The following is an 11,124-nucleotide window of genomic DNA, read 5'->3' as shown; positions in this document are numbered from 1 at the left end:
ACCACTCGTCGCGTAATTACAAAGCAAGCTAACTATTCCATTTGACATTCGCTGCCTAAGCAGTAATATCTCGTCACACATTCACTGCCTAGGCAGTAATAAGGTGACTTCCGATGAAACACTTCACCCCGGATAACTTCCACAACTGCCACCTCGGGCTTTTGCTTGGGCGTGCCGCAATCCTCAAAGACCGCATCATCGACACCCACATGGAACCCCACGGCATCACCGCCGCGCAGTTCAAGGTGTTGATCATCATGGCTCAGTTTGGCGTCGACACCCCGGCTGAGCTGTGCCGCCACCTGTCTCTGGACAGCGGTTCAATGACGCGCATGCTCGACCGCCTGGAGCATAAGGGGCTCCTGGGCCGCAAGCGTTCAGAGCTGGATCGACGCCAAGTGCAGCTGGTGCTCACCCCGGACGGCCAGCGCCTGGCAGACATGCTGCCGTTCATCGGCGCCGATGCGTTGAACCAGTTGGCCGGCGCACTGGAGCCGGGTGAGTTGGAAACCCTGGAAAAGATCCTCAAGAAAATTCTGATAGCTGCAGGTGATCCGATCACTATCCAGCGGGTAGGTAACCAATGAACACACGCGCCCTTTGCCTGGTGCTGGTGGCCATGAGCATGGCCGGTTGCGCCAATTACAGCGGCCTCGACACCCAGGGCAAGCGCCTTGACGCCAATACCCTGCAAACCGGCAAGTCCTTGAGTGGCGTGGCCTTGTCGAGTGCCGCCTGGCCCAGCGCCGACTGGTGGAAAAGCCTTGGCGACCCGCAGCTCGACGGCCTGATCCAGGAAGCCCTGCAAAACAGCCCCGACATGCAAGTCGCCAGCGCCCGTGCCCATCAGGCCGAAGCCGCCGCCTACGCCGCCAATGCCGAGCGCATGCCGACCCTGGATGCCAGCGCCGGTGTGAGCCGCTCGCGCCTGGCCAAAGACCAGGACCCTCGCGGCGAAGGCGATGCCTATTCGACCGTGCGCAACATCGGTGCCAGCTTCAACTACAACTTCGACCTCTGGGGCGGCCAGCGCGCTGCCTGGGAAGCCGCGCTGGGCGAGGCACGCGCCGCCCAGGTTGATCAACAGGCCGCGCGCCTGACCCTGGCCGCCAACGTCGCCAAGGCCTACAGCGACTTGGGCCAGGCGCATATCGTGCGTGACCTGGCCAATGACGACCTCAAACGCACCCGGCAGATGCTTGACCTGAGCAAACGCCGCCTGGACTCGGGCATTGACAGCCAGTACCAGTACCAACAAACCGAAAGCCTGGAAGCCAGCTCCCAGTCGCAACTGATCGATGCGGAAAAACAACTGCAGAGCGCAAAAATCGCCCTGGGGGTGTTGCTCGGCAAAGGCCCGGACCGTGGCAACGAGCTGGCCCGTCCCAACGTGCTGAAGCCCAGCGCAGTCGCCGTGCCTTCAGTGCTGCCGGCTGAACTGCTGGGCCGTCGCCCGGACCTGATCGCCGCGCGCTGGCGTGTCGAGGCGGCGGGCAAGAATATCGACGCGAGCAAAACCCGCTTCTACCCCAACCTCAACCTGAGCGCGAGCGCCGGGGCCGAGTCGTTGCTGGGGGACGCGATGTTTGGTTCGGCCAGCCGCTTCTTCAATATCGCGCCGACGATCTCGCTGCCGATCTTCGACGGCGGCCGCCTGCGCGCCGACCTGGATGCCCGCGACGCCGACTACGACCTGGCCGTGGCCCAGTACAACAAAACCCTGGTGCAAGCCCTCGGTGATATCGGCAACACCCTTTCGCAACTGCGCGACACCGGCCGGCAGATCCAGGCCCAGCAACACGCCGCGGACATTGCCCAGCAGTCCTACGACACCGGCGTTCAACGCTACAGCTCCGGCATCGGTAACTACCTGGATGTGCTCAGCATCGAGCAGCAGTTGCTGCAGGCCCAGCGTCAGTTGGCGAGCCTGAATGCTGCGCAGATCGATCTGTCGATTCAATTGATGCAGGCCCTGGGTGGCGGATACGAGGCCAACAATGTGGCCGCGACCACCCCAGCCACCCGCTCGGAATAATTTGAGGTATTTGTCATGGCCACTGCCGACAGCAACACCGCAACTGAACAAACCAAGGACAACAACCCACGCAAACGCAAAGTGATGCTGATCGGCCTGGCACTGATCGTCATCCTCGGTATCGTCGGCGTGTGGGGCTGGTATGAGCTCTACGGCCGCTTCAACGAAAGCACCGACGACGCCTATGTGAACGGCAACGTGGTGGAAATCACCCCGCTGGTGACCGGTACCGTGGTGAGCATCGGCGCCGACGATGGCGATTTGGTCCATGAAGGCCAGGTGCTGATCAACTTCGACCCGAACGACGCGGCCGTCGGCCTGCAAAGCGCCCAGGCCAACCTGGCCCGCACGGTGCGTCAGGTGCGTGGTTTGTACAGCAACGTCGACGGCATGAAGGCCCAGGTCAATGCGCAGAAAGCCGATGTGCAAACGGCCCAGGACAACTTCAACCGCCGTAAAACCCTGGCCCAGGGCGGGGCGATTTCCCAGGAAGAACTGTCCCACGCCCGTGACAGCCTGACGGCGGCGAAAAACGCCCTGACCAACCTTGAGCAGCAACTCAAGACCAGCAACGCGCTGGTGGATGACACCGTGATCTCGTCCCACCCGGACGTGCAGGCCGCCGCCGCGCAATTGCGCCAGGCGTACCTGACCAATGCACGCAGCACCCTGATTGCCCCGGTCACCGGCTACGTGGCCAAGCGCACCGTGCAACTGGGCCAGCGCGTACAACCCGGCACGGCGTTGATGGCGGTGATCCCACTCAACCAGCTGTGGATCGACGCCAACTTCAAGGAAACCCAACTGCGCGATATGCGCATTGGCCAGCCGGTGGACATCGAGTCGGACATTTACGGCAGTGACGTAAAGTACAGTGGTACCGTGGACAGCCTTGGCGCCGGTACCGGCAGCGCATTTGCCCTGCTGCCGGCGCAGAACGCCACCGGTAACTGGATCAAGATCGTGCAACGGGTGCCGGTGCGCATCCACATCAACGCCGACGAGTTGGCCAAACACCCGCTGCGCGTGGGCTTGAGCACCGTGGTCAATGTGGACCTGCACGACCAGAGCGGCCCGGTCCTGGCGCAACAGGCGCCGCAAAAGGCGTCGTTCACCACCAATGTGTATGACCGCCAATTGGCCGAGGCGGATGCCATGATCAACCAGTTGATCCATGACAACAGCACCGCCGCGCCCAAGGCTGCGCAACGCTGATGAGCAATAACGCCTCCTTCACGCCACCCAGCCTGTTGATGGCCACTATTGGCCTGTCGCTGGCGACCTTTATGCAGGTGCTCGACACCACCATCGCCAACGTGGCGCTGCCGACTATTTCCGGCAACCTCGGCGTGAGTTCGGAGCAGGGCACCTGGGTCATCACCTCGTTTGCGGTGAGCAACGCCATCGCGTTGCCACTCACCGGTTGGCTGAGCCGCCGGTTTGGCGAGGTGAAGCTGTTTTTGTGGGCGACGATGCTGTTTGTGCTGGCGTCGTTCCTCTGTGGTATTTCCACCTCGATGCCCGAGCTGATCGCCTTTCGGGTCGTGCAAGGCCTGGTGGCCGGGCCGCTGTACCCGATGACGCAGACGCTACTGATCGCGGTCTACCCACCGGCGAGGCGCGGCATGGCCCTGGCGTTATTGGCGATGGTCACGGTGGTGGCGCCGATTGCCGGTCCCATCCTCGGCGGCTGGATCACCGACAGCTACAGCTGGCCGTGGATCTTCTTTATCAACGTGCCCATCGGCATCTTTGCGGTGATGGTGGTGCGTTCGCAACTGAAGAAACGCCCGGTGGAGACCAGCTACCAACCCATGGACTACGTGGGGCTGCTGAGCCTGATCGTGGGGGTTGGCGCCTTGCAGATCATCCTCGACAAGGGCAATGACCTGGATTGGTTTGAATCCAACTTCATCATCATTGGTGCCGCGATTTCGGTGATTGCCCTGGCGGTGTTCATCATCTGGGAGATGACCGACAAGCACCCGGTGGTGAATCTGCGGCTGTTCGCCTACCGCAACTTCCGCATCGGCACCATCGTGTTGATCCTGGGTTACGCAGGCTTCTTCGGCATCAACCTGATCCTGCCGCAATGGTTGCAGACCCAGATGGGCTACACGGCCACGTGGGCGGGCCTGGCGGTGGCGCCGATCGGCATCCTGCCGGTGCTGATGTCGCCGTTTGTCGGCAAATACGCGCACAAGTTCGACCTGCGCCTGCTGGCAGGCCTGGCGTTCCTGGCGATTGGCTTGAGCTGCTTTATGCGTGCGGGTTTCACCAATGAGGTGGACTTCACGCACATCGCGATGGTGCAGCTGTTCATGGGCATCGGCGTGGCGCTGTTCTTCATGCCGACCTTGAGCATCCTGATGTCCGACCTGCCGCCCAACCAGATTGCCGACGGTGCGGGCCTGGCGACGTTCCTGCGGACCCTGGGCGGCAGCTTTGCGGCCTCGCTGACCACCTGGATCTGGATTCGCCGGGCGGACCAGCACCATGCGTACATGAGCGAAAACATGACCACCTACGACTCGGCGACCCGCGATGCGTTGCAGGCGCTGGGTGGGGCAGGTCACAAGGCGTATGCGCAACTGGACCAGATCCTCACCAGCCAGGCGTACATGATGTCCACCGTGGATTACTTCACGTTGCTGGGGTGGATGTTCATGGGGTTGATGTTGCTGGTGTGGTTGGCCAAGCCGCCGTTTGGCGCCAAGGCTGGGCCGGAAGCCTCAGGCCACTAGTTCGGCGTTTTTGTAGTGAGCGGGCTTGCCCGCGCGAGGCAAGCTCGCTCACTACAAAAAGCCAGCCAGGTGCAGTCGGTTCAGGCGCCGGGCAACGCCAATTGCGGGTTCACAAAATCAAACGCCGCCAATTGAAACCCGTGCTCATCCACCTGCAACGCCCACCCTTGCTTATCCCAATCCCCCAGCACAATACGCTTGGCCGCCTGTTCACCAATCTGCAACTTGTGAATGGCGGGGCGGTGAGTATGGCCGTGGACCAGGGTGCGCACGCCAAATTGCTGCATCACCCGCGGCACTTCTTCGGGCGTCACATCCACAATATCGTTGGCCTTCATGCGCGTCTGCGCACGGCTTTCACTGCGCAGCTTGCGCGCCAGCTTGTGCCGGGTGCGCAACGGCAGGTGGCGCAGGATAAACAGCACAATCGGGTTACGCAGGATGCGCCGCAGCTTCATATAGCCGACGTCGCGGGTGCACAGGCTGTCGCCGTGCATCAACAGCACAGGTTCGCCATGGAGCTGCACGACACTCGGGTCCTTGAGCAAGGTGGCACCGGCTGCTGTGCAGAACGCCTTGCCGATCAGGAAGTCGCGATTGCCATGCATGATAAAAATCGGGGTGCCGCTGTCGCTTAGCTCGCGTAGAGCCGCGCAAATCGAGCGCTGGAACGGTGTCATCCCATCGTCGCCAATCCAGGCTTCAAAGAAGTCCCCCAGAATGTACAACGCCTGGGCGCCACGGGCGCGGCCATTGAGCAGATCCAGAAACGCCCGGGTGATGTCCGGGCGCTCCTCTTCCAGATGCAAGTCTGAAATCAGCAATATCACCCAACGATCTCGGCTTTCTCGACGATAACGTCTTCTACCGGCACGTCCTGGTGACCTGCTTTGCTGGTGGTCTGCACGCCTTTGATCTTGTCAACGACGTCCTGGCCTTCGGTCACTTTGCCGAATACCGCGTAGCCCCAGCCCTGCACGTTCTTGCCGCTGTGGTTCAGGAACGCGTTGTCGGCCACGTTGATGAAGAACTGCGCGGAGGCCGAATGCGGCTCCATGGTACGGGCCATGGCGACGGTGTACTTGTCGTTGGAAAGGCCGTTGTCCGCTTCGTTCTGGATGCTTGGGCGCTTGTCTTTCTTTTCTTTCATGCCAGGTTCGAAACCGCCGCCCTGGACCATGAAGTTGCCGATGACACGGTGGAAAACGGTGTTTTCGTAGTGGCCGGCTTTAACGTACTCGATGAAGTTGGCGACCGTGATCGGGGCTTTCTCGGCGTTCAGCTCGATGACGATGTCACCGTGGTTGGTGGTCAGTTTGACTTGAGTCATGTTCACTACTCTTTTCAGGGAATTCGTGGGTTTGGGTGCCTGGGCACCACGACCGGTGTGGCGAAATTGCGGCCAAGACGCGCAGTTTAGCGTGCCTTGCAGGAATTTCGAGGTGGTTTTTTACCGCCTATGCAATAAATGCAGCCGTTTTCAGTGCTTCTCTGTCAGGTGCTTGACAGCATCGGCTATGATATCGCCTTTGTTTTGTCGGCCTAGCCCGGCCACGTACTTGTCTGTTCAAGGATCCTATGAGCAAGCCCACTGTCGACCCTACCTCGAATGCCAAGGCCGGACCTGCCGTCCCGGTCAATTTCCTGCGCCCGATCATCCAGGCGGACCTGGATTCGGGCAAGCACACGCAGATCGTCACCCGCTTCCCGCCAGAGCCCAACGGCTACCTGCACATCGGTCACGCCAAGTCGATCTGTGTGAACTTCGGCCTGGCCCAGGAGTTCGGTGGCGTCACGCACCTGCGTTTCGACGACACCAACCCGGCCAAGGAAGACCAGGAATACATCGACGCCATCGAAAGCGACATCAAGTGGCTGGGTTTCGAGTGGTCCGGTGAAGTGCGCTATGCGTCCAAGTATTTCGACCAGTTGTTTGACTGGGCGGTCGAGCTGATCAAGGCCGGCAAGGCCTACGTTGACGACCTGACCCCGGAGCAAGCCAAGGAATACCGTGGCACCCTGACCGAACCGGGCAAGAACAGCCCGTTCCGCGACCGTTCGGTGGAAGAGAACCTCGACTGGTTCGCCCGCATGCGCGCCGGTGAGTTCCCGGACGGCGCTCGCGTACTGCGTGCCAAGATCGACATGGCCTCGCCGAACATGAACCTGCGCGACCCGATCATGTACCGCATCCGCCATGCCCATCACCACCAGACCGGTGACAAGTGGTGCATCTACCCCAACTACGACTTCACCCACGGTCAGTCCGACGCCATCGAAGGCATCACCCACTCCATCTGCACCCTGGAGTTCGAAAGCCATCGCCCATTGTATGAGTGGTTCCTCGACAGCCTGCCGGTACCGGCGCACCCGCGTCAGTACGAATTCAGCCGCCTGAACCTGAACTACACCATCACCAGCAAGCGCAAGCTCAAGCAACTGGTCGATGAAAAGCACGTGCATGGCTGGGATGACCCGCGCATGTCGACGCTGTCGGGCTTCCGCCGTCGTGGCTACACGCCTGCGTCGATCCGCAACTTCTGCGACATGGTCGGCACCAACCGTTCCGACGGCGTGGTTGACTTCGGCATGCTCGAATTCAGCATCCGCCAGGACCTCGACGCGAACGCCCCGCGCGCCATGTGTGTGCTGCGTCCGTTGAAAGTCGTGATCACCAACTACCCGGAAGACAAAGTCGAGCACCTCGAACTGCCGCGTCATCCGCAAAAAGAAGAACTCGGCGTGCGCAAGCTGCCGTTCGCCCGTGAAATCTACATCGACCGCGATGACTTCATGGAAGAACCGCCAAAAGGCTACAAGCGCCTGGAGCCAAACGGCGAAGTGCGCCTGCGTGGCAGCTACGTGATCCGTGCCGATGAAGCGATCAAGGACGCCGATGGCAACATCGTCGAACTGCGTTGCTCGTACGACCCGGAAACCCTCGGCAAGAACCCTGAAGGCCGCAAGGTCAAGGGCGTGGTCCACTGGGTGCCTGCGGCTGCCAGCATCGAGTGCGAAGTGCGCTTGTACGATCGTCTGTTCCGCTCGCCGAACCCTGAAAAGGCCGAAGACAGCGCGAGTTTCCTCGACAACATCAACCCTGACTCCCTGCAAGTACTCACGGGTTGTCGTGCGGAGCCCTCGTTGGCCGACGCACAGCCGGAAGACCGTTTCCAGTTCGAGCGCGAAGGTTACTTCTGCGCGGATATCAAGGACTCGAAACCCGGTCAGCCGGTATTCAACCGTACCGTGACCTTGCGTGATTCGTGGGGCCAGTGAAGCCTTTGGCGGCTTTGCGTAGAAAGAAGGAAATGTCGTGCTAACGATCTACAACACACTCAGCAAGACCAAAGAAGTCTTCAAACCGCTGGATGGCAACAAGGTGCGCATGTACGTGTGCGGCATGACCGTGTACGACTACTGCCACATCGGCCACGGCCGCAGCATGGTTGCCTTCGACCTGGTGACCCGCTGGTTGCGTTTCAGCGGCTACGACTTGACGTACGTGCGCAACATCACCGACATCGACGACAAGATCATCAACCGCGCCAATGAAAACGGCGAGTCGTTCGACGCGCTGACCGAGCGCATGATCGCCGCGATGCACGAGGATGAGGCGCGCCTCAACATCCTCAAGCCGGACATGGAGCCACGCGCCACGGACCACATTCCGGGCATGCACGCGATGATCCAGACCCTGATCGACAAGGGTTACGCCTACGCCCCAGGCAATGGCGACGTGTACTACCGCGTCGCCAAATTCATGGGCTACGGCAAGCTGTCGCGCAAAAAAATCGAAGACCTGCGCATCGGCGCCCGCATCGAAGTCGACGAAGCCAAGCAAGACCCGCTCGACTTCGTGCTGTGGAAAGGCACCAAGCCCGGCGAGCCGAGCTGGGAGTCGCCGTGGGGCGCCGGGCGTCCGGGCTGGCACATCGAATGCTCGGTGATGTCCACCTGCTGCCTTGGCGAAACTTTCGACATTCATGGCGGCGGCAGCGACCTCGAGTTCCCGCACCACGAAAACGAAATCGCCCAGAGCGAAGCCGCCACCGGCAAGACCTACGCCAACGCCTGGATGCACTGCGGCATGATCCGCATCAATGGCGAGAAGATGTCCAAGTCCTTGAACAACTTCTTCACCATTCGCGACGTGCTGGAAAAGTACCACCCGGAAGTCGTGCGTTACCTGCTGGTGTCGAGCCATTACCGCAGCGCCATCAACTACTCGGAAGACAACCTCAAGGACGCCAAAGGCGCCCTGGAACGTTTCTACCACGCGTTGAAAGGCCTGCCCGCCGTGGCGCCGGCTGGCGGCGAAGCCTTTGTGGCCCGCTTCACCGAAGTCATGAACGACGACTTCGGCACCCCGGAAGCCTGCGCCGTGTTGTTCGAGATGGTGCGTGAGATCAACCGCCTGCGCGAGAGCGATCTCGACGCGGCGGCGGGTCTAGCGGCACGCTTGAAAGAGCTGGCCAGCGTGCTGGGCGTGTTGCAGATGGAAGCCGATGACTTCCTGCAAGCCGGCGCCGAAGGGCGTGTGGATGCGGCTGAAGTGGATGCGCTGATCCAGGCGCGTCTGGCTGCTCGTACCAATAAAGACTGGGCGGAGTCCGACCGTATCCGTGACCAACTGACCGCGATGGGTGTGGTGTTGGAAGACGGCAAGGGTGGGACGACGTGGCGGTTGGCTGATCAGGCCTGATCGGTAAACGCTGAACAAAAACGCCCCGACTGGTTCGGGGCGTTTTTTTGCACACTGTTTAACGTTTCACTCGATCCACTGTGGGAGCTGGCTTGCCTGCGATGAGCATAGGTATCTACACATCTTGAGGGAGCCCTCTGCGTAGCAGCTGTCGAGCCCCGGCGAGGCTGCGTTTGCGGGCTGTCTGACACACCCCTGACGCAGCCTCGCCAGGGCTCGACAGCTGCTACGCAATTTCACTTTGAAGATGTGTAGATACTTATGCTGCGATGAGGGAGTGTCAGTCATCGAAGATGTTGACTGACCCACCGTAATCGCAGGCAAGCCAGCTCCCACATTTTTTACCGTGCCCACTTTGCGAACTCTTCAATTTCAGATTTATGTGTGAGTTGGATGGTCTTTGAGGCTTAGTGTTTTATCCACCATTAGCTGGATCCCCTCCAGCATCCGACACATTCCCAAGGCCACGCTGCGAGGATTGCCGTCGATCTCAAAAGCCAAATGGCTTGCCAGCGCTTGAACCGAGGCAAGATCCTCCGACGCGTTGACCAGCAGCGTCTCGACGTCTAATCCTTCGCGTACGGTAAATAAACTATGGTCCTCAGTAGAAGGCTCTGGTTTCTCAGGTGGGTTCAGATAGTGGTTGATTGCTCGATGAGCCGCAGTATGAAACGCGGCTGAGTCTGACGGCGGATTCGGACTGTCTTTGATCATGACGAAGCTCCTAGAGTATTGGAGCCACCACCCATCGCTGCGAAACGATACCGGGGTGGCAGCTGTACGCAGGTTCGCAGACCGGGACTCTAGGCACCCGGCATACCCGAAGGTATCCCGCGCACAGCCGCCATAACATCAGGCATAAAAAAGCGCCCGCTATCTTGAGGTGGACGCTGTGCGTCTAGAGTTTAACCGGGCTGCGAAACCCGGTCGCTGAGTTTTCAGCGACCACCGAAGATTAGGGCGTCATCTTCCGAGGGGCAACCTTAGAACGCTGTCGGAAATTTCCGGGAGCTGATGCCTGAGCATCAGCGCTTGTCAGTGACTTCGTACCGACTCTGAACAAATCCATTCTCCGACACATACGTGCCGATATGGCGAAGATCATGCTCGTTGCCGACCTGGCTGAAAAATGGAATCCCTTGCCCCAGCAGCACCGGAATACGCGTAATGATCAGCTCGTTGATCAGCCCTGAGTCTAGAAACGCCTGGATCGTTTGGCCACCATCGATATAGAGATGCTTCATGCCGCGTTCGGCTAACTGTGCCACCAGCGCGATTGGGTCCAGGGACATCACCTCGACCTTGCCCTGCAAATACGTCGGGATTTCTACGGCCTGGTGAGAAAGGGCGATGACCGGCATACCCTCATAGGGCCACTCCGCAAACGACAGGACTTTTTCCAGGGTTTTGCGGCCCATCACCAGCGCATCAACCGTCGCGATGTAGCTTTCATACGTCAGGCCGTTCAACGCTGCCAGCTCATATTCCGGCCGGTGCAGCCACTCGATATCGCCATCTGGCCGGGCGATAAAACCGTCAACGCTCGCGGCGATAAACACGGAACACTTGATATCCATAATGGGAATTCCTTTTCCTGATGTCCGAAAGACGTCCCCGGCACACATCCGATCTCGCGCCTG

General features: G+C 60.1%; 10 protein-coding genes. 6 read left to right on the top strand and 4 right to left on the bottom strand.

Annotated elements, in window-relative coordinates; genetic code table 11:
• Nucleotides 1–113: 113 nt before the first annotated feature.
• The 4 genes from JBO08_RS09630 to JBO08_RS09615 are packed head-to-tail and all read left to right on the top strand — an operon-like array spanning nt 114 to nt 4,779.
• Nucleotides 114–587 carry a MarR family winged helix-turn-helix transcriptional regulator gene (locus tag JBO08_RS09630; RefSeq protein ID WP_065881829.1) on the top strand — a complete coding sequence of 158 codons (474 nt, stop codon included), beginning with the start codon at nt 114–116 and terminating at the stop codon, nt 585–587.
• A complete protein-coding gene (locus JBO08_RS09625) occupies nt 584–2,035 on the top strand; it encodes an efflux transporter outer membrane subunit (RefSeq protein WP_065946332.1) in 1,452 nt (483 codons plus the stop codon). The genes JBO08_RS09630 and JBO08_RS09625 overlap by 4 nt, the downstream gene beginning before the upstream one ends.
• 15 nt (nt 2,036–2,050) lie before the next feature.
• On the top strand, nt 2,051–3,250 hold the full coding sequence (locus JBO08_RS09620) for an efflux RND transporter periplasmic adaptor subunit (protein WP_065873453.1): 1,200 nt from the start codon (nt 2,051–2,053) through the stop codon (nt 3,248–3,250).
• Nucleotides 3,250–4,779 carry a DHA2 family efflux MFS transporter permease subunit gene (locus tag JBO08_RS09615; RefSeq protein ID WP_065910979.1) on the top strand — a complete coding sequence of 510 codons (1,530 nt, stop codon included), beginning with the start codon at nt 3,250–3,252 and terminating at the stop codon, nt 4,777–4,779. The genes JBO08_RS09620 and JBO08_RS09615 overlap by 1 nt, the downstream gene beginning before the upstream one ends.
• An 80-nt stretch (nt 4,780–4,859) precedes the next feature.
• Here the strand turns inward: JBO08_RS09615 and lpxH are convergent, their stop codons facing one another.
• Nucleotides 4,860–5,609 (bottom strand): UDP-2,3-diacylglucosamine diphosphatase, encoded by a 750-nt coding sequence (gene lpxH, locus JBO08_RS09610; RefSeq protein WP_065890745.1) that lies wholly within the window; start codon nt 5,607–5,609, stop codon nt 4,860–4,862.
• Nucleotides 5,606–6,109, bottom strand: a complete 504-nt coding sequence (locus JBO08_RS09605; RefSeq protein WP_065873450.1) for a peptidylprolyl isomerase — start codon at nt 6,107–6,109, stop codon at nt 5,606–5,608. The genes lpxH and JBO08_RS09605 overlap by 4 nt, the downstream gene beginning before the upstream one ends.
• Before the next feature lie 248 nt (nt 6,110–6,357).
• Here JBO08_RS09605 and JBO08_RS09600 point away from each other — a divergent pair, with 248 nt between their 5' ends.
• Together JBO08_RS09600 and cysS are read left to right on the top strand one after the other, a co-directional pair.
• Nucleotides 6,358–8,058, top strand: coding sequence for a glutamine--tRNA ligase/YqeY domain fusion protein (locus JBO08_RS09600; protein WP_065881835.1), 1,701 nt, complete (start codon nt 6,358–6,360; stop codon nt 8,056–8,058).
• Nucleotides 8,059–8,095: 37 nt separating this feature from the next.
• Complete coding sequence (gene cysS / locus JBO08_RS09595) at nt 8,096–9,484, top strand: cysteine--tRNA ligase (RefSeq protein WP_065873448.1); 1,389 nt, start codon at nt 8,096–8,098, stop codon at nt 9,482–9,484.
• A 378-nt stretch (nt 9,485–9,862) separates the two neighbouring features.
• On the opposite strand, the gene JBO08_RS09590 is transcribed toward cysS, so the two are convergent.
• Together JBO08_RS09590 and JBO08_RS09585 are read right to left on the bottom strand one after the other, a co-directional pair.
• Complete coding sequence (locus JBO08_RS09590) at nt 9,863–10,198, bottom strand: DUF6124 family protein (protein WP_065873447.1); 336 nt, start codon at nt 10,196–10,198, stop codon at nt 9,863–9,865.
• Between the two features lie 311 nt (nt 10,199–10,509).
• Nucleotides 10,510–11,061 (bottom strand): dihydrofolate reductase family protein, encoded by a 552-nt coding sequence (locus JBO08_RS09585; RefSeq protein ID WP_065890747.1) that lies wholly within the window; start codon nt 11,059–11,061, stop codon nt 10,510–10,512.
• Between the last annotated feature and the right edge of the window lie 63 nt (nt 11,062–11,124).

It is taken from the genome of Pseudomonas sp. LAP_36 (genome assembly GCF_019456785.1).
GTDB lineage: Bacteria > Pseudomonadota > Gammaproteobacteria > Pseudomonadales > Pseudomonadaceae > Aquipseudomonas > Aquipseudomonas tritici.
The sequence above is the reverse complement of the archived record's forward strand: the minus strand, read 5'-3'. Positions and strand labels throughout refer to the sequence as shown.

What these genes read in the sequence shown, in the direction of transcription:
- JBO08_RS09630 (WP_065881829.1), top strand. Translation starts at nt 114, where the DNA reads ATGAAACACTTCACCCCGGATAACTTCCACAACTGCCACCTCGGGCTT.
- JBO08_RS09625 (WP_065946332.1), top strand. Translation starts at nt 584, where the DNA reads ATGAACACACGCGCCCTTTGCCTGGTGCTGGTGGCCATGAGCATGGCC.
- JBO08_RS09620 (WP_065873453.1), top strand. Translation starts at nt 2,051, where the DNA reads ATGGCCACTGCCGACAGCAACACCGCAACTGAACAAACCAAGGACAAC.
- JBO08_RS09615 (WP_065910979.1), top strand. Translation starts at nt 3,250, where the DNA reads ATGAGCAATAACGCCTCCTTCACGCCACCCAGCCTGTTGATGGCCACT.
- JBO08_RS09605 (WP_065873450.1), bottom strand. Translation starts at nt 6,109, where the DNA reads ATGACTCAAGTCAAACTGACCACCAACCACGGTGACATCGTCATCGAG.
- JBO08_RS09600 (WP_065881835.1), top strand. Translation starts at nt 6,358, where the DNA reads ATGAGCAAGCCCACTGTCGACCCTACCTCGAATGCCAAGGCCGGACCT.
- JBO08_RS09590 (WP_065873447.1), bottom strand. Translation starts at nt 10,198, where the DNA reads ATGATCAAAGACAGTCCGAATCCGCCGTCAGACTCAGCCGCGTTTCAT.
- JBO08_RS09585 (WP_065890747.1), bottom strand. Translation starts at nt 11,061, where the DNA reads ATGGATATCAAGTGTTCCGTGTTTATCGCCGCGAGCGTTGACGGTTTT.